Annotated in this window: 13 protein-coding genes; 6 read left to right on the top strand and 7 right to left on the bottom strand. The window is 69.9% G+C overall.

Annotated features, from left to right (window positions below; genetic code table 11):
• The first annotated feature begins 135 nt into the window (after positions 1-135).
• On the top strand, positions 136-2,169 hold the full coding sequence (locus HUA74_RS43500; RefSeq protein WP_174459295.1) for a phosphatidylserine/phosphatidylglycerophosphate/cardiolipin synthase family protein: 2,034 nt from the start codon (positions 136-138) through the stop codon (positions 2,167-2,169).
• Between the two features lie 21 nt (positions 2,170-2,190).
• Here the strand turns inward: HUA74_RS43500 and HUA74_RS43495 are convergent, their stop codons facing one another.
• Positions 2,191-3,645 carry a hypothetical protein gene (locus HUA74_RS43495; RefSeq protein ID WP_174459294.1) on the bottom strand — a complete coding sequence of 485 codons (1,455 nt, stop codon included), beginning with the start codon at positions 3,643-3,645 and terminating at the stop codon, positions 2,191-2,193.
• A 196-nt stretch (positions 3,646-3,841) separates the two neighbouring features.
• Here HUA74_RS43495 and HUA74_RS43490 point away from each other — a divergent pair, with 196 nt between their 5' ends.
• Positions 3,842-4,690: a metallophosphoesterase gene (locus tag HUA74_RS43490; RefSeq protein WP_174459293.1), complete on the top strand. Its 849-nt coding sequence runs from the start codon at positions 3,842-3,844 to the stop codon at positions 4,688-4,690.
• Positions 4,691-4,818: 128 nt separating this feature from the next.
• Positions 4,819-6,537, top strand: a complete 1,719-nt coding sequence (locus HUA74_RS43485; protein WP_174459292.1) for a DEAD/DEAH box helicase — start codon at positions 4,819-4,821, stop codon at positions 6,535-6,537.
• Positions 6,538-6,543: 6 nt separating this feature from the next.
• Here the strand turns inward: HUA74_RS43485 and HUA74_RS43480 are convergent, their stop codons facing one another.
• The 5 genes from HUA74_RS43480 to HUA74_RS43460 all read right to left on the bottom strand — a co-directional run bounded on the left by HUA74_RS43480 (position 6,544) and on the right by HUA74_RS43460 (position 12,736).
• A complete protein-coding gene (locus tag HUA74_RS43480; RefSeq protein WP_174459291.1) occupies positions 6,544-7,224 on the bottom strand; it encodes a Fe2+-dependent dioxygenase in 681 nt (226 codons plus the stop codon).
• A 17-nt stretch (positions 7,225-7,241) separates the two neighbouring features.
• Positions 7,242-9,446 carry a TonB-dependent siderophore receptor gene (locus HUA74_RS43475; RefSeq protein ID WP_254625524.1) on the bottom strand — a complete coding sequence of 735 codons (2,205 nt, stop codon included), beginning with the start codon at positions 9,444-9,446 and terminating at the stop codon, positions 7,242-7,244.
• A gap of 221 nt (positions 9,447-9,667) precedes the next feature.
• The gene (locus tag HUA74_RS43470) at positions 9,668-11,245 is read right to left on the bottom strand and encodes a PepSY domain-containing protein (RefSeq protein ID WP_174459289.1); all 1,578 of its coding nucleotides are present in this window, start codon (positions 11,243-11,245) and stop codon (positions 9,668-9,670) included.
• An 8-nt stretch (positions 11,246-11,253) separates the two neighbouring features.
• Positions 11,254-12,111, bottom strand: a complete 858-nt coding sequence (locus tag HUA74_RS43465; protein ID WP_254625523.1) for an energy transducer TonB — start codon at positions 12,109-12,111, stop codon at positions 11,254-11,256.
• Positions 12,112-12,247: 136 nt separating this feature from the next.
• Positions 12,248-12,736: an 8-oxo-dGTP diphosphatase gene (locus HUA74_RS43460; RefSeq protein WP_141646222.1), complete on the bottom strand. Its 489-nt coding sequence runs from the start codon at positions 12,734-12,736 to the stop codon at positions 12,248-12,250.
• Between the two features lie 314 nt (positions 12,737-13,050).
• On the opposite strand from HUA74_RS43460, the gene gltB reads away from it, so the two are divergent.
• Together gltB and HUA74_RS43450 are read left to right on the top strand one after the other, a co-directional pair.
• Positions 13,051-17,607, top strand: a complete 4,557-nt coding sequence (gene gltB, locus HUA74_RS43455) for a glutamate synthase large subunit (RefSeq protein ID WP_174459288.1) — start codon at positions 13,051-13,053, stop codon at positions 17,605-17,607.
• Between the two features lie 3 nt (positions 17,608-17,610).
• The gene (locus HUA74_RS43450) at positions 17,611-19,071 is read left to right on the top strand and encodes a glutamate synthase subunit beta (RefSeq protein ID WP_174459287.1); all 1,461 of its coding nucleotides are present in this window, start codon (positions 17,611-17,613) and stop codon (positions 19,069-19,071) included.
• A gap of 3 nt (positions 19,072-19,074) precedes the next feature.
• Here HUA74_RS43450 and HUA74_RS43445 read toward each other — a convergent pair whose 3' ends face one another.
• A complete protein-coding gene (locus HUA74_RS43445; RefSeq protein WP_174459286.1) occupies positions 19,075-19,254 on the bottom strand; it encodes a hypothetical protein in 180 nt (59 codons plus the stop codon).
• 383 nt (positions 19,255-19,637) lie between these two features.
• On the opposite strand from HUA74_RS43445, the gene HUA74_RS43440 reads away from it, so the two are divergent.
• Positions 19,638-22,445, top strand: a complete 2,808-nt coding sequence (locus HUA74_RS43440) for an ELWxxDGT repeat protein (RefSeq protein ID WP_174459285.1) — start codon at positions 19,638-19,640, stop codon at positions 22,443-22,445.
• Positions 22,446-22,511 lie beyond the last annotated feature (66 nt).

Genomic DNA, 22,511 nt, shown 5'->3' with positions numbered 1-22,511 from the left:
CAGGTTTTCTGCGCACACAGAGCCGAACGAGAGGTGCCCCTGCTCCCTCTTCCCGCCCGCTCCGCGCCCGCCCGCTCCGCGCCCGCTTGCTCCTCAGGCTGATCGCGAATCACGAACTTCGGTTTAGTGCTTGGGATGTTGGGTGCCAGGGCCCTCCAGGAGGCTCGCGTCCCCACGCTGCTCCTGCCTCGCACGCAGACGGCGTCCGTGTTGTTCGAGGACCATTACGCCGTCTCCGACTCCGTGGCCGTCCCCGGATTGGCGCCCCGCTTCTCCGTCGAGCGCGTCGGCTTCATGTCGAGCATCTCCGTCCCCGAAGCGGGCCCGCTGTCCGTGTTCGAGGGCGGAGCCACCCTGGGAACCACTCGACACGAAGGCGGCACCGCGGCGCTCACCGCGTCCTGGTTCGACCACGTTCGAGGACTCCACCCGCTCGCGTTCTCCTTCTCCGGCGCCTCCGCCCCCAGGAACCTCTCCCCTTGCTACGTGCTCGGGCCCGAAAAACCCCTGTTCCTCGTGGACAGCCAGCTCGACGAGGACGCGCTCGAAGCGGTGCGCGCCCTGGCGATGGACCGTCACCACCTCGTCTTCGTCAGGTTGCGCGACACCGACTCCCTCGACGAACAGCGCGAACATCTCCGCGAGCTGCTGCCCGACACCCCCTGGCCCCTGCTGCTCGATGCCAGCGCATGGCTCGACGACGCTCGCGCGGACGATGTGCCCCAACAGGTCGACGGACAGCGCCTGCTGCGCGTGGCCACCCGTCTCGCCGCAGCGGGCGTCGCCATCTCCGCCGTCGTCACTCGCGACGCGCACAAGCCAGTCCATCCGTACCTGCGCACGCTGAGCCCCGCGGAGTGTCTGGCGCTGCCCCGGGCAACCTCCCTGGACCCCCTCCCCATCCCCGACGCACCAAACACCTGGTCCCGGGAGCTGGCACTGGCGGGCTGCAGTCCCCTCCTGGAGGGCCACCACATCGACTTCGAGCTCGACAACGGACTGGCTCGCGAGTCCCTGCTCTCGGCCATCGACTCGGCCCGAAGCACCATCCATTGGCAGTGCTACATCGTCGAGGACGACGCCGTCACCGCCCGCATCACGGACGCACTGAAGCGAGCCGCCTCACGCGGTGTCCACGTGCGCTTCCTCGCGGACGCGCTCTACAGCGGCCACGACTCCTTCGGCGCCCTCAACCCCGCCCTCGTGACGCTGTCCGAGACACCCCACGTCGAGGTGCGCGCCATCGCGCCCTTGGTCGGCGTGCCCAGCCTCTCCGAGCTCAAGCAACGCAACCACCGCAAGCTGACCGTCATCGACTCCGAGCGCGCCTTCGTCTCGGGCCGGAATCTCGGCGCGCCCTACTACACGGGCTTCGATGAAGTGGGCCTGCGACGAACCTCGCACTACCGCGACATTCCCTGGCTCGACTGTGGCGCGCGACTGGAAGGGCCCCTGGTCAGCGTCCTCGAGGGCGCGTTCCTGTCCGAGTGGACCCGCGCGGGCGGCGAGCCCTACGCCTTCCCACCCACGCAATCCGTGGGGACGATGGCGGCCCGGGTCGTCCTGCATGAAGGACTCAGGGACACCCACACGCTCGACACACAGCTCGCGCTCATCCGCCACGCGCGCTCACGGCTCGTGCTGGTGAACACCTTCCCGCTGCTGCTCGAACTCCAGAACGCGCTCATCGCCGCCGTGCGCCGGGGCGTCCGCGTGGAGGTGCTGTTCGGCAGCGTCCGACCGCACTACGGCTCCGCGCGGACGTACTTCCCGGGTGGCGCGCTGCGCGAGGTGGCGGACCGCTACGTCCGCAGTCGACTGGACGCGGTCATCGAGGCGGGCGGCATCGCCTACGAATGGGCGCTGCCCGCCATGCCGGAGTGGGAGCCGGAGCTGGAGCAGCTCTTCCCCCACGTCCACGCCAAGCTGATGGTCTGCGACACCAGCGCCGTCGCCATCGGCAGCGCCAATCTGGACGTCACCGCCGCCTACTGGGAGAGCGAGGCGCTCCTCATCGTGGAGGACGCGCCCTTCGCCGAGCGCCTGCTCACGGCCCTGAACGGGCTCTTCGCCACGTCGCGCAGAATCGACCGCGAGGACCGGAGCTGGCGCGACGAAGTCGAACAGCGCGCCTGGGTCGGCCGGAACTGGCCCTCGCTCGTCGGCTGAGCCACGCCGGCCCCGGCCCGACTACCCGGTCCGCGCGATGCGATCGGGCGCGTCCGGATGCCTCGGGTCGCGGTCCAGCTCCTTCCCCTTCTCCTCGGGGCGGGTGTGCATGCTGTTGAGCCGGCTGAGGAACTCGTCCTTCGGCATGCGCTCGGTGCGGCCCCAGGGGTTGGTGTACTCGACGTACTCCTCGCCGGTCTTCGGGTCCACGCCCGTGCCCGTCACCACCACCTGGTGGCCTCCTGAACCCCACGTCATTCCCACCGCCACCGACTCTCCAGCGGCCGTGCGCTCCTGGATGAGCTCCCACGCCGCCGCTTCCTCTTCGGCCCCGCCAATCCCCTTCACCGTGTCGACCTTCCGGTCGAACACCGCCTCCGCGAGCCGATCAAACTCGTCCGCGTACAGGCCGCTGTGCGTCTTCTTCCCGTCTTCGTAGTGGGCGTCCGTCTTGTCCTGGTAGTCCTTGTCGCCGTTCGCCACTTCCATGAACGCCGGCGCAAGCAGCTCCTGGCTCTCCGAGCGGACGTCCTCCCCGCCCTTCGCCTCGGCCCCCAGCGCCTCGCGCTTCATCACCGTCTCGCCGTCCGCCAGCGTCACCTCGCCGGAGCTGCTCGCCAGTCCCGCGACGAGGCGCACGTACTCCGCCGGGTTCTCCATGAGGAGCTGGATGGTCGCCGCGGTGGCCGCGCAGGTGCCCTTGTTGCGTTGGTTGACGGACTCGGGCGTCGCCAGCTCCTGCACCACGTCCGACAGCAGCGCGCCGCGATCAATCCCCTCGCCCAGCTCCTGCGTCTGCAGCGTGTGGAGCTGGTCCAGCAGATCTCCTTCGCCGCCCAGCGCCTCTTCACCCGGCAGCTTGCCCTCCAAGAGCAGCTTCTGGAGCGCGAGCGTCGCCACCGGGTCGCCCGCGGGCTCCACCGCCATCAGCCCATCGCGCACCTCCTCATACTGCTGGCGCTCCTCGGGAGAGAGGTTCTCCAGCGCCTCCTGCTCCAGGGCCGCGTTGGCCTCCACCTCGGCCACGGCCGCCTGATGGCGCGGCGACGCCGGGTCCGTGTCCGCCGCGTCGTTCACGTCCTTGGCGTCGCGGGTGATGTTGGCGCCCTGCGCGGTCTCGCTCAGCTTCAGGAAGTTCGCGCCACCCAGCAGGCGGTCCGCGTTGGCCAGCGCGTCCTCGCGCGTGCGGGGCTGGGCTTCACCCTCGCTGAAGCTCCGGAGGCTGTTCGACTGCGAGCGGATCTTCTGAACGTCGAGGTCGTTGTAGACATCGCGACGCGTGGGCCCCGGAACGAACTCATCCGGGTTGATGGCCACCGCGGCACGCTCCACGCCCTTCTGCGTCGGGCGGGAGAAGCTGTCCTGCGACGTCACCGCGGGCTTGCGGACTTCCGGCTTCGGCTGGGCCGCGGCGACCGACGTGTCACTTTGCGAGGCACGGGTGGGCGTGCCTCCACTGGAGGAAATGCGCGTCATGGGGAGATCTCCGGGGGTTTGGATTGCGGCCAGGCCCGAGGGGCAACTCAGCCGCGACTGCTTTGTATGGATTATCTCCACACTCCCAGGGAAGTTGCGAAGCCCGGACAACTACTCTCTGTCCCGGTCAGCCCCCTGTGCCCGCCCCCGTCGCTGCGCCACCCGACGCCAGGACGCGTCATGCTGAGAGGCGACCATGGCCCCCCGTCCCGACGACTTCTACTTCGCAGCCGTGGGCGACGTGCACGGGCGGATGAACCGGATGGTGTCCTTCCTCCAGTCCTGGACGAAGAACGCGCACCGGGAGCTGGCCTTCGTGCTCCAGGTCGGAGACTTCGAGCCCCACCGCGACGACGCGGACCTGGCGACCATGGCCGCCCCCGCGCGCTACAAGCACCTGGGCGACTTCGGGGACTACCACCAGAATCGCCGCCGCTTCCCCTGGCCCGTCTACTTCATCGGCGGCAACCACGAGCCGCACGGCCACCTGGACGCGGCCCCCGAGGGCGCGCTGATCGCCACCAATTGCCGGTACGTGGGCCGCGTGGGCGTCGTCGAACCCAGGGGGCTGCGCGTCGTCGGCGTCTCCGGCATTCATGACGAACGGGGCTTCCAGAAGCCGCATCCGCCCCTGTCCCTGCTCGGCAGCGTGTCCCTCAAGGACTTCACCTGCTTCAACGAAGAGGACATCGACCGCGCCCTGGGACTCGAACGGGCGGATGTCCTCCTCGTGCATGACTGGCCCTCCGGAATCATCGCCACCGAGGACCGCGAGGACTTCGCGCACCAGCGTCGAAGCCCCAGCGCCGAGGCCGTGGGCAATGACTACGCGCGGCTCGTGGCCGAAGCACTCCAACCCTCGCTCGTCCTCTGTGGACATCTGCACAAGCGCTACCGGGGCACCCTCGCCCACGCCTCCGGCCGAGTCTCCCAGGTGTGCTGTCTCGCCAGCGTGGAGCAGGGGGCGGACGCCTTCGCCGTCTTCCACGCCACCCCGACAGGGCTTCAGGAAGTCACCGGGCTGGGGGTCCCCGAGCAGGGCTGAAGCCCCCGCTGAGGCTGTCGACTCTCAGGCCGTCCACCCACCAGCGCCCACCAGGGACGCGATAGATGTGGGACAGAAGGGCGATTCTTAAAGCCACGAGGGAGGAAGCCGGTGGTACAAGCCCCGGCGTGACTTCCGCACCGCCGTCTTCGCCCCCCGTCGCCTCCTTCGAATCCCTGGGCCTCAAGCCCCAGCTCGTGGAGGCGCTCAGTGCCCTCGGATACGAGGAGCCCACGCCCATTCAGCAGGCCGCCCTCCCCCCGCTGCTCGCAGGGAAGGACCTGCTCGGTATCGCCGCCACCGGCACTGGCAAGACGGCGGCCTTCGCCCTCCCCCTCCTCCACCACCTGAACCCGGGTGAGGCGGGCCCCCACAACACCTCCGCCCTGGTGCTCGTCCCCACGCGCGAGCTGGCCATGCAGGTGTCCGAGGCCATCCACCGCTACGGCCAGAAGCTGGGCGCCACCGTCCTGCCGCTCTACGGCGGCCAGGTCATCGGCCAGCAGCTGCGCGTGCTCAAGCGCGGCGTGGATGTCGTCGTCGCCACCCCCGGCCGCGCCCTGGACCACCTGCGCCGAGGCACCCTCCAGCTCGAGAACGTCCGCACCGTCGTACTCGACGAAGCCGACGAGATGCTCGACATGGGCTTCGCCGACGACCTGGAGGCCATCCTCTCCGGGACGCCCGAGAACCGGCAGACCGCCCTCTTCTCCGCCACCCTGCCCCCGCGCATCGCCAGCATCGCCGAGCGCCACCTCCACCAGCCGGTGCGCGTGCGCATCGCCAAGGAGAAGGTGGAGCCGGGTGAGCTGCCCCGCATCCGGCAGACCGCGTACGTCGTCCCGCGCTCGTTCAAGATCGCCGCGCTGGGCCGGCTGCTCGACGTGGAATCCCCCACCGCCGCCATCATCTTCTGCCGCACCCGCACGGAGGTGGACGACCTCACCGTCTCCCTCAACGGCCGGGGCTGGCGCGCGCACGCGCTCCACGGCGGCATGACGCAGGAGCAGCGAGATCGCGTCATCAAGCAGCTGAAGTCGCACGGCACGGACCTGCTCGTCGCCACGGACGTCGCGGCGCGCGGCCTGGACATCCCCCGCCTGTCCCACGTGGTGAACTTCGACGTGCCCAACGCCCCGGAGGCGTACGTGCACCGCATCGGCCGCACGGGCCGCGCGGGTCGCGAGGGCGTGGCCATCACCCTCGTCGAGGCCCGCGAGAGCCGGCTGCTGCGCAACATCGAGAAGGTCACCGGTCAGCGAATCACCGTGTCCACCATCCCCACCGTGGCGGACCTCCGGGCCCGTCGCCAGGAGCTGATGCGCGCCACGCTGCGCGAGACGCTGGTGGCCGGCGGACTGGAGTCGCTGCGGAGCATCGTGGAGGACCTGGCCGGCGAGTTCGAGCCGCTCGACATCGCCGCGGCGGCCGTGAAGCTGCTCCAGGACTCGCAGGACGAAGGCCGCGCGAAGGAAGAGGAAGAGATTCCCGCGGTCTCGCCGGCGACGGAGCGGCCGGCTCGGTCCAGCGGCCCCTCGTCGGGACCGGGCGGGCGCCCCGTCCGCTCGGAGCGAGGCGGCCCGAAGCGCCCGGCGGGCCCTCCGTCCTGGGACACCACCCGGCTGTGGATTGGCGCGGGCCGTGTGGCGGGCATGCGTCCCGCCGACCTGGTGGGCGCCATCGCCGGTGAAGCGGGCCTGGACTCGTCGCGCATCGGCGCCATTCAGATCGCCGACGGCTTCTCGCTCGTGGAAGTCCCCGAGCCGGATGCCAACCGCGTCATCGCCGCGCTGAAGGCGGCGACCATCCGCGGTCGCAAGGTCGTGGTCCGCAAGGACCGGACCTGAGGTGACTCAGGGCTCCGCCCACTGGCGGAGCAGGTTGTGGTACACGCCCGTCAGCATGACCAGTGAGGGGCTCTTGGGCACCTCCTGGTGGAGCTGCATGATGGCGGTGTCCATATCGAACAGCAGGGCGCGCCGGGACACGTCGCGCACCATGCTCTGCACCCAGAAGAACGAAGCGAGCCGCGCCCCCCTCGTCACCGGGGTGACGTGGTGCAGGCTCGTCGACGGGTAGATGATGAGGTCCCCCGCGGGCAGCTTCACCGCGTGGTGGCCGTACGTGTCTTCCACCACCAGCTCTCCACCGTCATAGCTGTCCGGCTCGGAGAGGACGAGCGTCGCGGACACATCGGTGCGCACGCGCTGCCCCGTCCCCGGAACAGGGCGGATGGCGCCGTCCACGTGCGAGCCGAAGGACATGCTCGTGTCGTAGCGGTTGAACAGCGGGGGAAACACGCGCTGCGGAAGCACGGCGGAGATGAAGAGCGGACTGCGCTCCAGCCCCGCCAGGACGAGTTCCCCCAGCTCCCGCGCGGCGGCGCCGCCTTCGGGGAGCTGGAGGTTCTTCTTCACCTGGGCGGACTGGTGGCCGGCCGTGACTTTGCCGTCCGTCCAGTCCGCCTGCTCCATCACCGCGCGGCAGCGGGCCACCTCGGGCGCGGTCAGGACATTGGGAATGTGCAACATCATGACCGCGACCCTCTTGGTTAGAAGCGGTAACGCGCCGTCAGCAGCGCGGACACGCCATCGGCGGGCACCGCGTGGCCGCCGTAGTACTGGTCGTAATACAGCGTGTCGGTGAGGTTGTAGACGTTGAGCTGGACCTGCGCCTTGCCGAACGCGTAGCTGGCGAACGCATCGAAGCGCCAGAAGTTCGGCACGTAACTGGTCGCCGTGGTGGGCGCTGCGGGATTGCTGACGCTCGTCACGTCCTGGTAGACGGCGCCGCCGCCCACGGTGAAGTCCTTCAGCGGCGAGTACGTCGTCCACAGGGAGATGCTGTGGCGCGGCGTGTTGGGCAGCCGCTGGCCCACGAGGAACGCGTTCGTGTGCTCCACGATGGCGGAGTCCATCAGCGTGTAGTTGGCGAGCACCTTCCAGCGCTCGACGATGGTGCCGGCGATGCCCACGTTGAAGCCCTGCACGCGCTGCTCACCCTCGAGCACCTGCGGCGGCCCCTCCGGGTCCGTGTTGGGCACGCGCGCGTCCGTCTTCGTGATTCGGAACACCGCGCCCGTCAGCCCGAGCCGGCCGTCGAGCAGGTCCGCCTTGGCGCCCGCCTCCAGGATGGCGTTCTTCTCCGGGTCCAGGCTCACGGTGTCCGCGGACACCGAGCCCAGCTCCGCGGAGGGGCTGGAGGACGTGCCGTACATGCCGTAGACGCTCACCTTCTCCGCCGGGTGCAGGACGACGCCCGCACGCCAGTTGAAGAGGTGGTCGCTCTTGCGCAGCCGGCTCTTGGCGCCGGTGTTGCCCGTGGTGGAGTAGTCGGTGTTGAAGACGTCCCAGCGCAGCGAGCCCACCAGCTCCAGGTACTGACCCACCTGCACCTGGTCCGCGGCGAAGAGGCCGAGCGTCCGCTGGATGCTCACGTTGGAGCCGGAGAACACCGGCGACACCGCGGACAGGTCCGGCTCCGCGTCCGGCTCGAACAGGTCCGCCGGGATGTTGGGCCCGCTGGGCAGGCCCACGGCGTTGAGGTTGTCGCGGGACTGGCCGCGCTTCTCCCACGACAGCTCCACGCCCGCGTTCGCGGTGTGTTTGATGAAGCCCGTCTCCACTTCGCCGCCCACGGTGGCCTGGTTGGAGACGACGGAGTTGTCCGTCTCCGTCTGGAAGCGCTGCCGGCCGATGGTGGTCGGCGCGCCCGCGGGGGTGAGGCCGCGCGGCGCGGTGGGGCTGGCGAAGCGGTCCACGCGACCGAAGCGCAGCGTGTTGGTGAACTGGAACTGCTCGCCCAGTCCCTGGGTGAGGCGCGCCGTGGCGACGTGGGCATCGACGCGCTCGGTGTCCGCCTTCACGCCGTAGAAGTTCCCGCGTGGGACATCCAGCGTCTCCGTGACGGGCTTGCCGTTGAAGTAGGGCACGCCGTAGTCGGGAAGGCCGTCCTCGCGCTGGAAGAGGTAGTCGAGCTCCAGCGTGGTCTGCTCCGCCACCTTGAAGCGCAGCGAGGGCGCCAGGCCCAGCCGGTTGTCCTGGACGACATCGCGGCCCGCCGTGGAGGCCAGCTGGCCCATGAGGTTGAGGCGCGCCTGGAAGTTCTCCGACACCGCCTCGTTGAGGTCCGCCTCGACGCGGCCCGACGGCGCGGTGCCGCCGCTCAGCGCGACCTCCTGGAAGGACGTGCGCTTGGGCTTCTTCGTCACCAGGTTGATGGCGCCGCCCGTGGAGCCACGGCCGAAGAGCACCGAGGACGGACCGAAGTACGCCTCCACGCCCTCCAGGTTGAACGTGTCGCGGGTGAACCAGCCCAAGTCTCGCGCGCCGTCGCGAGACACGTCGTTCTGCGCGGAGAAACCACGCAGGATGAAGGCGTCACCCTGACGTCCCCCTTCGCCGGCGCTCATGGTGATGCCGGAGACGTTGCGCAGCGCGTCCCGCACCGTGGTCGCCTGCTGCTCCTCGAGCACCTCCTCCGGCACCACCGTCACGGACTGCGGCGTATTCACGAGCGCGCGCTGGATGCGGGGCAGAGAGCTCTCCTTGACCTGATAGCCCTCCGCGTCGCCCTGCACCTGCACGGTGGGCAGCGTGAAGTGACCCTCGGTGCCCTGGGTTTCCGGCACGGGCGTCGTGGCCTGGGGCTCCACGGGCGCGGCCTCCACCGGGGCCTCCGCCGCCACCGGCACCTGCTGTGCTTCCTGCTCCTGCGCCACCGCCCCACCGGCCGCCAGCGCCGATGCGAGCCCCATCGCGGGACCCCACGGCCTCAGCGCGGAACGAATTCCTCCCGTGTGACCCGCGCTCGTCCGGATTCCAGGGCTGCGTGACTTGATGAACGACATGACTCTCCCCACTCCCAGGCCCATCGAGGGGCCGTTCCAGTTAAATTGAGAATGACTGCGATTTTCAGAATCAACCAAAGGGCGCCCGAAGGCGTCGCGGGAACCTCGCCCGCCCGTTTCGAGGTGTCCTAGGCGGGGGTCTCCGGCGAGCTCACGGGCGTGGGCTCGGACGACGCCGGCACGGGCGTCGAAGTGCGCGGGTTTCGCTTCGGGAAGAAGCGTCGCCACGACAGGGCGAAGCCGGTCCACACGAGGAAGACACCACCGAGCGAGGCCATCGCGGCAGTGAGCTGGCCCACCCACCCGAGCGCCTCGCCAGTGTGGAGGAAGCGCAGCCAGGTCCTCAGCTTGCGTCCGCTGTTGAAGTCCGCGAAGCCCTCACGTTTCGCGATGACGCCCGAGAACGGGTCCACCGAGAACTGCGTGGAGGCGAACAGCGGCCATCCATCCTGTTCCTTCACGTTGAAGGTGACGGCGTCGACCTTGCCGTCGCTGTCACCCTTCGGGCCGCGCGACTCACCGCGCGACTTGCCTTCGGCTCGGCGCTCACCTTCCGCGACGGGCGCGCCACCCCGCGACTCGGCGCGACGCTCGCCCTCAGCGGCCGGTGCCTCAACACGGCGCTCACCTTCCGCGACGGGCGCGCCACCTCGCGGCTCGGCGCGAGGCGCACCCTCACCGGCTGGTGTCTCTGTTCGACGCTCACTGTTGGTGACGGGGGACTCAGCGCGACGCTCACCCGCCACGACCGGAGCCTCGGCGCGAGCGCCAGGCTCACCCTGCCCTGCCCGTGGCGGCGCGGACGGTGCCTGCCCTGGGGGAGCGGACGGCTTGTCCTGCCCACCCGCCCCTCGGGGCGGCGACGGCAGCCGATACGTGATGCTCGACCAGGCGGGAACCTGCTCCTGGACCGTCGCGAGGAGCGCACCCAGTTCCTTGCGCGGCGCTCCACCCTCCGGCGGTGTCACCTTCACGCCCGCCGACCCCGGAGGCCCCTGCGTCGCTGGCGCCGGGTTGCCCGTCACCGAGTAGACGAAGTCCGACGCCCACTTGTACGAGATGACCATGCCGGACGCCGTGAGCACCACCAGCACCGGCATCGACCAGAGCCCGATGACGTTGTGCCAGTTGAAGTCGCGAGGCTTGCCCTTCAATCCCCGCTTGAACCAGAGCACCGGGCGCACCGTCTTCAGCGTCCACTTGCGCGGCCACCACAGGTAGAGCCCCGACAACGCCAGGAACAGGAAGCCCGCGTTGGACGCGCCGGTGATCGCCTTGCCGATGGCGCGATTGTCGCCGCCCGTCGCGAGCCACCGGTGCCAGTCCTCCATCACATGGAAGAAGTCCCGCCAACCCTTCGCCCCACCCTCCCGCACCTCGCCCGTGTACGGATTGACGAACACGACGCCAGCGCGCCCCAGGGCCACCTGCGCGGCCGCCGTCGCGGACGGATACACCGTGACACCCGACACCTGGGCCTCGGGCTTCGCCTCGCGAACCTTCGCCACCAGCGCCTCGATGGGCAGCCGCCGGACCTCCGCCTCGGGAGCCGGCACGGCGCGAGCCTCGGCCTCCGCCCACTCGAGCACCTGGGACTCGAACGCGATGGCCACCCCCGTCACCGACATGATGGCGACGACGATGCCAACGACGACACCGACGACAAGATGAATCCAGAACAGCGGCTTGCGGAGCGGGAGGGCCATGACCTGCTTCAATTCAAGGAGAACTGGACGGGAAGCTCGAGGATGACGCGCACGGGCTTGCCCTGGCGTCCGATGGCCGGCGTGAAGCGCCACCGATTGACGGCCGCGATGGCCGCCGAATCGAGCATGGGAATGGAGCGGATGACCCGCGTGTGCTCGGTCTCAACCTCACCGTCCGTGCCGACGATGATGCGCACCAGGACGAGCCCCTGGACGCCATCGACGCGAGCCCGACGGGGGTACTCCGGCGTGAGCTGCTTCAAGACGGACGGAGGTCGCAGCACCTGCCCCAACCCCACCGCCTCGCCCGTCCCCCCCGGAGCGCCGACGATGCCGCCCTGCGTGCCGCCAGCCACCCCACCCGCGACGCCCCCCACCACGCTCGGCTTCGACGTGTCTTCGGGACGAGCCTCCGCGGTGGCCTCGGGCGCGCTCGTCTCCGCCTCTTCAACGGCCGGAGCCTCCTCGGGCGGCGTGGGCTCGACGACCTCGGGCCTCTGCTGCGGCACCACGGCCCGAGGCACCACCCCCGGACGCGGCGCGCGAGGGCGGGCCTGCCGCGACGCACGCTCGACCGAAGCGGGACGCGGAGAGCCTCCCGATGCGGGCGGAGGGGGCGCGAAGGAGAGGAACACCAACTCCGGCTCCTCCGCCACGGGCGCCACCTGGGCGGGCGCGGGCAGCGCCATTCCCACCCCCAACACCCCCACGTGAACCACCACCGCCATGACGAGCGCCCAGCCCCACCGGGCCCAGACGCCTTCGCCTTCCAACGTCTCGCCCAGGCGGAACAGCTGCCCGGACGACACGCTCCGCTCGGCCGGCGGGACGCCCTCCATGGAGGGAATATTGAAATTGAGAACCATTCTCATCTTCAGAATCCATAGAACTACGCCCGCGAGCCAGGGCTCGTCAACGCGCAAGCTCGACTTGGACGTATTTGTTTCATCACAGTGGCCAATACACGCACCCCGCGCGTGGCAAACCCAGACAGGGTGCGTCTCACAGCCGCGTGAAACTCCAGCTCAACGCGCGTCCCCCGGAATACGGCATGACGCCGTGAAACGGCCGAGGGTCCTCGTCGAACACGAGCGGCAGGAAGTGCCGGTCTCCGTCCCACATGGGCAGGCGAGGAAGCTCGTCGAGGGGCACCCAGGACAGCGTGCCCTCCGCGTTGCGCTCCAGCGGCGTGCCCTCGAAGGCGTCGATGCGGAAGACGAAGCCGAGCCAGTCCTCACCGTGCTTGCCGAAGCCGGGCCAGGACAGCGTGCCGCGAAGGACCATGCGCGTGCACTCGATGCCCGCCTCTTCGCGAATCTCGCGGCGCATGCACGCGCCCACGTCCTCGTCGCGCTCCATCTTCCCGCCGAGCCCGTTGTACTTGCCCAGGTGCGCGTCGTCGGGCCTGGCGTTGCGGTGGATCAGCAGCACCCGTTGCCCGTCCGGCGACATCACGTAGCCCAGGGTGCCGATGATGGGGGTGTAGGGCATGGCGCGGTCCTCATGACGCCGTGCGAGAAGAGCTCGCGCGGACGCGCCGCTTCATAGCGAATCCCGGGCGCCCCCGGTCCACCCACCACGGTGGGTCCCTCCCACGGCGTGACGAGGCCGCCCCTCCCCCGAGGGCAATCGACTGCCCACCCATTGACGAGGGCCTCCGTCTTGGGGGTGGCCGGCATGGCCCCTTGGCCCACTGCCCAACCACCGGCCTCTCGCTCGTGGCTTCTTTACGGGAGTCGACGCGTCGCGTTAGCGTGTAGCGACACAGCGATGACCTCCCGCGTCAGGCGGGAAAGGGGAAGTTGATGACCGCGATCCTCCCCGGCCGGTACGGCCTCTACGAGCCCGAGACCGAACACGATGCCTGCGGAGTGGGCTTCGTGGCTCACCTGCGAGGTGAGCGCTCTCGAGGCATTGTCGAGGACGCCCTGGAGCTGCTCAACCGCCTGAGTCACCGGGCGGCCGCGGGGAAGGATCCTCGAACGGGAGACGGCGCCGGCATCCTCGTCCAGTTGCCGCACCGCTTCTTCGAGCATGAGGCGCCGGAGCTGGGCTTCGAGCTGCCTCCGCGTCGACAGTACGGCGTGGCGCAGGTGTTCCTGCCGCAGGAGGTCGAAGCCCGGGCCGCGTGCGAGGCGGTGCTGGAGGAGGTCGTCGCCGAGGAGGGGCAGCGCGTGCTCGGCTGGCGCGACGTCCCGGTGGCGCCGGAGCACCTGGGGCCGGTGGCTCGCGAGGCCGCGCCCGTCATCCGCCAGCTCTTCATCGCCCGGCGCCGCGTGGTGCCCAGCGCGTTCGAGCGCAAGCTGTACCGCATCCGCAAGCTGACGGAGAACCGCGTGCTGGCGCGCGGCGTGGACCCGATGGGCCGCTTCCATCTGGCCAGCCTCTCCTCGGAGACGCTCGTCTACAAGGGGCTGCTGCTTCCCGCAGACCTGCCGCGCTTCTACCCGGACCTCCAGCACACGGAGTTCGTCAGCGCGCTGGGGCTGGTGCACTCGCGCTTCTCCACCAACACGTTCCCCACGTGGGAGCTGGCGCAGCCGTTCCGCTTCATCGCGCACAACGGCGAAATCAACACCCTGCGTGGCAATCGCAACTGGATGACGGCGCGACGCGGACTGCTCCAGACGGCGCGGCTGGGCGGGAGCCTGGAGCCGCTGTGGCCCATCATCGTCCCGGGCAAGAGCGACTCCGCGCAGTTCGACAACATGGTGGAGCTGCTCTACCTGGGCGGCCGCACCCTGCCCCACGCGATGATGATGATGATTCCGGAGGCGTGGGAGGGCGACGCGCTGATGTCGGACGAGAAGCGCGCGTTCTACGAGTACTCCTCCGCGCTCTTGGAGCCGTGGGACGGGCCCGCGGCCATCGCCTTCACGGACGGGCAGCTCATCGGCGCGACGTTGGACCGCAACGGGCTGCGGCCGGCGCGCTACCTCGTCACGGAGGATGACCGCATCATCCTCGCCTCGGAGACGGGCGTCATCGACGTGCCTCCCTCGCAGGTCCGCCGCAAGGGGCGCCTGACGCCGGGCCGCATGTTGCTGGTGGACACCACCGAGGGCCGCATCCTGGAGGACGAGGAGGTGAAGCGCGACATCAGCACGCGCTGGCCCTACCGTCGCTGGCTCCAACGCAACGTCTTCACCTTCGACGACCTGCCCACCATCGCCGCGCCGGAGCGGCTGCGCGGCGACGAACTGACGCGGCTCCAGGGCGCGTTCGGCTACACGGTGGAGGACATCCGCTCGGTCATCACCCCCATGGCGGAGACGGGCAAGGAGCCGGTGGGCTCCATGGGCACGGACACGCCGCTGGCGGTGCTCAGCGACCAGGCCCCCAGCCTCTTCTCGTACTTCCACCAGCTCTTCGCGCAGGTGACGAACCCGCCCATCGACCCGCTGCGCGAGTCGCTGGTGATGACGCTGGCGACGGCGCTGGGCCCGGAGAGCAACACCTTCGAGGAGACGCCCGAGCAGTGCCACCGGCTCTCGCTGCCCGGCCCCATCCTCACCAACGGGCAGCTCGCGCGGCTGGCCTCCATCCACGGCGAGGGCCTGTTCGAGACGAAGCGCCTGTCGCTGCTCTATCCCCTGGACGGCGGAGAGGGCGCGCTGGAAGCGGCGGTGGAGAAGCTGTGCGCGGCGGCGGTCGACGCGGTGGACGCGGGCGCGAGCATCCTGCTCCTGAGCGACCGGGGCGTGGACGTCACGCACGCGGCCATCCCCGCCCTGCTGGCCATGTCCGCGGTGCACCAGCGCCTGGTCCGTGACGGCATCCGCATGTACACGGGCCTCCTCTTGGAGACGGCGGAGGCGCGCGAGGTGCATCACTTCGCCTGCCTCTTCAGCTACGGCGCGGCGGCGGTGAATCCGTACCTGGCGCTGGACACGGTGCGGGCGATGGCGGACGGGGGCGAGCTGGGGGTGGACGCGGAGAAGGCGCAGGAGCGCTTCATCCACGCCGTGGAGGAAGGACTGATGAAGGTGATGTCCAAGATGGGCATCTCCACGCTCCAGTCCTACCGAGGCTCTCAGTTGTTCGAAGCGGTGGGACTTCAGCGCGGCCTGATTGAACGCCACTTCACCGGTACGCCCTCCCGAGTGGAAGGCGTGGGTCTGCCCGAGCTGGGACGAGAGGTCGCGGAGCGCCACGCGCGCGGCTTCGAGACAGCGGAGGGCCAGGTCCCCGTGGGCGGCCAGTACCGCTGGCGCCGACAGGGCGAGCGACACAAGTGGAATCCGGCGACAATCGCCAAGCTCCAGGCGGCGGTGCGCGGCATCGACGCGGCGCAGTTCGCGGAGTACTCGCGGCTGGCGGACGACGAGACGCACGAGCACTGTAACCTGCGCGGTCTCCTGGAGGTCGTGACCGAGGGTTGTCGTCCCGTCCCCCTGGAAGAAGTAGAGCCGGCCCTGTCGCTGGCGCGTCGCTTCGTCACGGGCGCCATGTCCTTCGGCTCCATCAGCGCGGAGGCCCACGAGACGCTGGCCATCGCGATGAACCGGCTGGGTGGCAGGTCCAACAGCGGCGAGGGCGGCGAGGAGTCCCGGCGCTACCTGCCGGACGAACATGGCGACCTGCGCCGCAGCGCCATCAAGCAGGTGGCGAGCGCGCGCTTCGGTGTCACCACCGAGTACCTGGTCAACGCGGACGAGCTGCAGATCAAGGTCGCCCAGGGCGCCAAGCCCGGCGAGGGCGGACAGCTTCCGGGCCACAAGGTGGACGAGCGCATCGCCAAGGTCCGCTGGTCCACGCCGGGCGTGACGCTCATCTCCCCTCCCCCGCACCACGACATCTATTCCATCGAGGACCTGGCGCAGCTCATCTACGACCTCCAGTCCACCAACCCGAAGGCACGGGTGAGCGTGAAGCTGGTGAGCGAGGTGGGCGTGGGCACCATCGCCGCGGGCGTGGCGAAGGCGGGCGCGGGCTGCGTCGTCATCTCCGGATACGAGGGCGGCACCGGCGCCTCGCCGATTTCGAGCATCCACCACGCGGGCCTGCCGTGGGAGCTGGGCCTCGCGGAGACGCAGCAGGTGCTGGTGCACAACGGGCTGCGCTCGCGCATCCGCGTGCAGGCGGACGGCGGCCTGCGCACCGCGCGCGACGTGCTGGTGGCCGCGCTGCTGGGCGCCGAGGAGTTCGGCATGGCCACCGCGAGCCTCGTGGCCGTGGGCTGCATCATGCTGCGCAAGTGCCACCTCAACACGTGCTCGGCCGGCATCGCCACGCAGGACGGAGCGCTGCGAGAGCGCTTCCAGGGCAAGCCCGAGGACGTGGTGAACTTCTTCCTGCTCATCGCGGAGGACCTGCGGCGCAAGATGGCGGCGCTGGGGGCTCGGACCATGGAGGAGCTGGTGGGCCGGGTGGACCTGCTGCGCCAGCGCGCGGCGGTGGACCACTGGAAGGCGCGACGCGTGGACCTCTCCGCGCTGCTGGCCGCGCCCGCCGCTCCGGAGAGCGAGCCCCGTCACTGCACGGTGCCCCGCTCCAAGGATGTGTCGGACCACCTGGACCACGAGCTGCTTCGCGACGCGAAGGCGGTGATCGACGGTGGGCCCGCCATGCTGTTGACGCGGCCGGTGAGCAACACGCATCGCGCGGTGGGCGCCATGCTGTCCGGGGAGATCGCCAAGAAGTATGGGGCGCGAGGGCTCCCGGACGGGCGGCTGCACGTGCGGATGAAGGGCTCGGCGGGTCAGAGCTTCGGCGCGTTCCTGGTCTCCGGCGTCACGCTGGAGCTGGAGGGAGACGCCAACGACTACGTGGGCAAGGGCCTCTCGGGCGGACGCATCATCGTCTACCCGCACCAGTCCAGCCGCTTCGTGGCGGAGGAGAACGTGCTGGTGGGCAACACGGCCCTCTACGGCGCCACGGCGGGCGAGGTGTACCTGCGAGGACTCGCGGGTGAGCGCTTCGCGGTGCGCAACAGCGGCGCGCAGGCGGTGGTGGAAGGCGTGGGCGACCACGGCTGCGAGTACATGACGGGCGGCGTGGTGGTGGTGCTGGGCCCCACGGGCCGCAACTTCGCGGCGGGCATGAGCGGCGGTACCGCGTACGTGTTGGACAAGGAGTCGACGTTCCGACAGCGGTGCAACCTAGAAATGGTGGAGCTGGAGTCGCTGGTGGACGAGTCGGAGATCTGGCTCGTGCACGGCATGGTCGAGCGACACCTGCGGCATACGCACAGCGCGCTGGCGCGGCGGGTGCTCGACAACTGGGAGTTGATGGTGCCCCGGTTCGTGAAGGTGATGCCGACGGACTACAAGCGCGTGTTGCAGGCGCGACGCGCGGCGAAGAAGCCACCGGAGACCTCGGTGGGGGCGCAGCTCCAACACGTCGTCGGCGGGAGGGGCTGAACCATGGGCAAGCCGACCGGATTCATGGAGTGGGCCCGCGTCCACCCGCACAAGCGCGAGAAGCAGGAGCGGCTGGGCGACTATCGGGAGTTCGCGCTGCCGCTGGCTCCCGAGGAAGCCAAGCGACAAGCAGGGCGCTGCATGGACTGTGGCGTCCCCTTCTGTCACCAGGGCTGTCCGCTCGGGAACCTCATCCCGGACTTCAACGAGGCCGTGTACCGGGGCCGCTGGCGCGAGGCGTACGACATCCTCACCCGCACCAACGGCTTCCCGGAGATGACGGGCCGGCTGTGCCCCGCGCCGTGCGAGGCGGCGTGCGTGCTGGCCATCGACCGCGACGCGGTGACCATCGAGCAGATGGAGAAGGAGATCGCCGAGCGCGCCTTCACGGAGGGCTGGGTGAAGCCCCGGCCTCCCACCCGGCGCACGGGACGAACTGTCGGCGTGGTGGGCTCGGGACCCGCGGGGCTCGCGGCGGCGGCGCAGCTCAATGCGGCCGGGCACAGCGTCACCGTGTACGAGCGCGACCCGAAGGCCGGAGGGCTGCTGCGCTACGGGATTCCGGACTTCAAGCTGGAGAAGTCCGTGGTGGACCGTCGCCTCGCGCTGATGGAGGCGGAGGGCGTGGTGTTCCGCACCGGCGTGGACGTGGGCGGCTCGGTGAGCTTCCGTGAACTGCGCGGGCGACATGACGCGCTCTTGCTCGCAATGGGCGCGCGACGGGCGCGTGAGCTGGAGGTGCCCGGGCGCGAGCTGAGCGGCGTGGTGCAGGCCATGGAGTACCTGGAGCACCAGAACCGGCTCGTGGATGGGCACGGTGAACAGCAGGAGCGACTGAACGCTGCGGGCAAGCGCGTGGTCATCCTTGGAGGTGGTGACACGGGCTCGGACTGCCTGGGCACGGCGCTGCGGCAGGGCGCGAAGAGCGTGCAGCAAATCGAGCTGTTCCCCTCGCCTCCCTCCGTGCGCGCGCTGGACAACCCGTGGCCCCGGTGGCCGGTGGTCTTCCGCACGTCGTCGAGCCAGGAGGAAGGCGGCGAGCGCGGCTTCGCGATGCAGACGAAGCGACTGGTCGGCACGGACGGGAAGCTGGAGGCCCTGCACGCCGTGAAGGTGGAGGTGCAGCGCGCGGTCGGCGGCGGCCCGAGGCTGGTGGAGGTTCCCGACTCCGAGACGACGCTCGAGGTGGACCTGCTGATCCTGGCGATGGGCTTCACCGGTCCGGAGACGACGGGACTGGTGGACGACCTGGGCGTGGCGCTCTCGCCTCGCGGCACGGTGCAGGTGGACAAGCGCTTCGCGACCTCGGCGGATGGCGTCTACAGCGCGGGGGATGCCAGCCGGGGCGCGAGCCTCATCGTCTGGGCCCTGTCCGATGGCCGCGAGGCGGCGAAGTCCATCGACGCGTATCTGTCCGGCGGCGTGTCGGTGTTGCCGACACGCGGCGCGGACAGTCCGTTCTGAGCGTCAGGGCTCGAACGTCTGGAGCTGAAGTCCCTCGGCGACAAGCTCGGCCACGGTGACGCGTTGGTCGAGCCGTTCGAGCGGGCAGCCCCAGAGCGCGACGATGGACCGGTCCAGCTTCCGCGCGAGTGCTGTCGCGGACATGGCGTGAGCGGCCAGCGCGTTGGCCACGTCCTCTGCCATGGGACGCAGTTCAGTCGGCATCTTTCGATGTCTGACGGAGAGCTGGAACGGGTGGCCCTCCAGCACTCCCGAGGCCCATTCACGCAGCGCCAGGAGCCGGAGTCACAAGGAACGAACGGCGTCAGGAAGGACGACAGGCCGTCGATGAACGTGAACATGTTGGCCCTCCGGACCAGACAGTGGTCCCCAGGCTGACACTGTTCCATCCACCGTGGCGCACTTCTCGACGCGGCTTCGGCCGATGAGTCGCCTCGGACCGACCGTGGCGATGTGCCCGGGCGCTCAATTCCCCGTCCCTGCAGGGTGGGTTTTCACGAGGCGGGAGCAAGCCACCTTTGGCGCCCACTCGCGCGAGAAATGTCGCGCGAAGAACGGTGTCCCTCATGGCGTTGCCGCTCCTGCCTTTGTCACTGCTCCTCACGTTGCTGGTCTCCGCGCTCTGCTGTGGCGGAGGAGATGCGGACACCCTGTCGATGGGAAAGCTGGGGGGCACCCCGGACGTGCTGGACTCCCCCTACCCCGTGGACGACATCGCGGGAGGCCGCCTCAGCTCCGGCCCGCATGAACTGACCGACGTCAACGGCACCCTCTACTTCGTCGCCACCGACCGCTCCCGAGGCACCGAACTCTTCAAGAGCGATGGCTCGGACCGAGGCACCTTCCTCGTCAAGGACCTCCGCGCTGGGCCCCTCGGCTCGGAGCCGCGTGAGTTCACCGCCGTGGGAGACACGCTCTACTTCGTCGCCCATGACGGCGAGCACGGCGAGGAGCTGTGGCGCAGTGAAGGACGGAGTTCGAACACCCGCCTCGTCGTGGACTTGCGTCCAGGCCCCCTGGGCTCCCATCCCGAGAGCCTCGTCCAGCTCGGCGAGCACCTCTTCTTCTTCGCCCATGACGGCCAGTCCGGCGTCGAGCTGTGGCGGACGGATGGCACCGAGGGAGGCACCGCGCTGGTGAAGGACATCGCGGAAGGTCCATCCGGCGCCTTCCCTTCCCAACTCGTCGCAGCTCAAGGCCGGCTCTACTTCTTCGTCGACCGGGTCCTCTGGCGCAGCGACGGCACGACCAGCGGCACCGTCGCCGTGAAGGAAGTCGACGCCCCACCTGGCGTCATCGTCCGCCCCAGGGCGCTCACCCAGGTGGACGGCCGACTCTTCTTCTTCGTCAGCTACGAGGACGACGACGACCTTCCCGGTGAACTCCCCGCGCTCGCGCTCTGGACGAGCAACGGCAACCCGAATGGCACGGTGAGGCTCATGGACCTCCCGTTCCCCACGCTCGAAGGGCCCTTGCGCGCTCGCGCCGCGGGCAACCTCTTCTTCTTCGTCACCAGCTTCCCCGACCATGGCGACGAACTGTGGCGCAGCGATGGCTCCGTGCTCGGAACCTTCCCCGTGCGCGACATCGCCGCGGGCTCCACCAGCTCCAACCCCCGCGAACTCACCGCGATGGACGGGCGCCTCTACTTCTCCGCCTGGTCTCCCCAGCACGGTGACGAGTTGTGGCGCAGCGACGGCACACCCGACGGCACCGTGCTCGTCAAGGACCTCGTGCCCGGCCCCCAGGGCTCCGCCCTCGCCTTCCTCCGTGAAGCAAGGGGACGGCTGTACTTCTCCGCGCGCGAGCCCGGGAAGGGCCACGAGCCCTGGAGCAGCAATGGCTCCGGACGCGGAACCTCTCGACTGGAGGACCTGTCCCCCGGTGCGTTCTCATCCGCCGCGCGCGACTTCACGGTCAGCGGCCGTAGGGTGTTCTTCACCGCGAACGAGCGCGGCACCGGCGCCGAGCTGTGGGCACGGGACGTGGGCTACGACTTCCGAGTCGCCGCGAAGCACCTGCTGTGGACGGGCGACGACGAGGACACGCTGCACTCGAGCCCCTCGCCCGCGCGCCTCATCCAGGACATCTTCCCGGGCCCAGGCAGCGCCAACACCCGCGCGTGGACGGCACGAGGCAACACGCTCTACTTCGACGCGGACGACGGCAGCATCGGCCAGGAGCTATGGCGCACGGACGGAACCCCGGCGGGCACCGTGCTCATCAAGGACCTGCGCCCGGGCCCTCTATCCTCCGAGCCCTCCGACTTCTTCGTCGTCGGCCCATGGGTCCTCTTCTTCGCCGACAATGGCGTCCACGGCCGGGAGCTGTGGCGCACGGACGGCACCACCGAGGGCACGGTGCTGGTGAAGGATATCCGACCCGGCTCGGGGGGCAGCCAGGGCGACGGAACCCCGGTCGTGCTGGACGGCATCGCGTACTTCAACGCGCGCGACGCGAACCACGGCGAGGAGCTGTGGCGCACGGACGGAACCCCCTCGGGCACCACGCTCGTCAAGGACCTGGCCCCTGGCGCCGAGGACGGCTCGCCGCGCTACCTCACCGTCGTGGGCTCGCGAATCTTCTTCCTCGCGAACTTCCCTGACGCCGGATGGGAACTCGGCATCAGCGACGGCACCGAGGCCGGGACACATCTGGTGAAAGACCTCCTGCCAGGCCCCACCGGCTCATTCCCCAACACCCTCACCGCCCTCGGCTCGCGGCTCATCTTCGCCGCCAACGATGGCGAACACGGCGAGGAGCCCTGGGTCAGTGATGGCACCGAGAGCGGCACCCGGCTCCTGCGCGACATCTGGCCGGGCCCGAGCGGTTCATTCGCGGACACCTTCACCGTCGCGGGAGACCGCGTCTTCTTCGCTGCGGCGGACCCCCTGGCGGGTCGCGAGCCCTGGCTCAGCGACGGCACCGAGAGCGGCACCACCCTGGCCTTCGACGTCTACCCCGGCCCGGAGGGCTCCTATCCCCTGTGGTTCGGCGCGCTGGTCTCAAGCGTCCTCTTCAGCGCCGATGACGGCACCCACGGCATCGAGCTGTGGCGCACCGACGGCACGCCCGGCAGCGCCTTCCTCGTGAAGGACATCCACCCGGGCCCGGCCCACTCGGAGCCCCGCTGGATGACAGGCGTGGGCACGACGGCCCTCTTCCATGCGGACGATGGCGTCAATGGCGCGGAGCTCTGGGAGACCCACGGCATGGAGTCGGGGACGCGGTTACGACAGGAGCTGGTACCCGGACCGCTCGGCGCGCTCCCCTACTTCTTCACGCGCGCGGGGCCCCAGGTCTACTTCCTCGCGGACGACGGCGCCCAGGGAATCGAGTGGTGGGTCCTGAAGCTCCCGGACGACGACGGCTGAGGCCCCGCATGGCTCTCCGGGCTCGCCGGGAATAGATATTTCGCCCAGCCGTTGGCGCGGTGTTGA

The sequence above is a fragment of the Myxococcus sp. CA051A genome, assembly GCF_013336705.1.
GTDB lineage: Bacteria > Myxococcota > Myxococcia > Myxococcales > Myxococcaceae > Myxococcus > Myxococcus llanfairpwllgwyngyllgogerychwyrndrobwllllantysiliogogogochensis.
This window is presented reverse-complemented; position numbering and strand designations above follow the sequence as displayed.

Bases quoted from the DNA above. Each gene is read 5' to 3' on its own strand.
- HUA74_RS43470 (WP_174459289.1), bottom strand. From the start codon at position 11,245: ATGGCCCTCCCGCTCCGCAAGCCGCTGTTCTGGATTCATCTTGTCGTC.
- HUA74_RS43445 (WP_174459286.1), bottom strand. From the start codon at position 19,254: ATGGCAGAGGACGTGGCCAACGCGCTGGCCGCTCACGCCATGTCCGCG.
- HUA74_RS43500 (WP_174459295.1), top strand. From the start codon at position 136: ATGTTGGGTGCCAGGGCCCTCCAGGAGGCTCGCGTCCCCACGCTGCTC.
- HUA74_RS43460 (WP_141646222.1), bottom strand. From the start codon at position 12,736: ATGCCCTACACCCCCATCATCGGCACCCTGGGCTACGTGATGTCGCCG.
- HUA74_RS43440 (WP_174459285.1), top strand. From the start codon at position 19,638: ATGGCGTTGCCGCTCCTGCCTTTGTCACTGCTCCTCACGTTGCTGGTC.
- HUA74_RS43480 (WP_174459291.1), bottom strand. From the start codon at position 7,224: ATGATGTTGCACATTCCCAATGTCCTGACCGCGCCCGAGGTGGCCCGC.
- HUA74_RS43450 (WP_174459287.1), top strand. From the start codon at position 17,611: ATGGGCAAGCCGACCGGATTCATGGAGTGGGCCCGCGTCCACCCGCAC.
- HUA74_RS43495 (WP_174459294.1), bottom strand. From the start codon at position 3,645: ATGACGCGCATTTCCTCCAGTGGAGGCACGCCCACCCGTGCCTCGCAA.
- gltB (WP_174459288.1), top strand. From the start codon at position 13,051: ATGACCGCGATCCTCCCCGGCCGGTACGGCCTCTACGAGCCCGAGACC.
- HUA74_RS43465 (WP_254625523.1), bottom strand. From the start codon at position 12,111: ATGGTTCTCAATTTCAATATTCCCTCCATGGAGGGCGTCCCGCCGGCC.
- HUA74_RS43475 (WP_254625524.1), bottom strand. From the start codon at position 9,446: ATGGGGCTCGCATCGGCGCTGGCGGCCGGTGGGGCGGTGGCGCAGGAG.
- HUA74_RS43490 (WP_174459293.1), top strand. From the start codon at position 3,842: ATGGCCCCCCGTCCCGACGACTTCTACTTCGCAGCCGTGGGCGACGTG.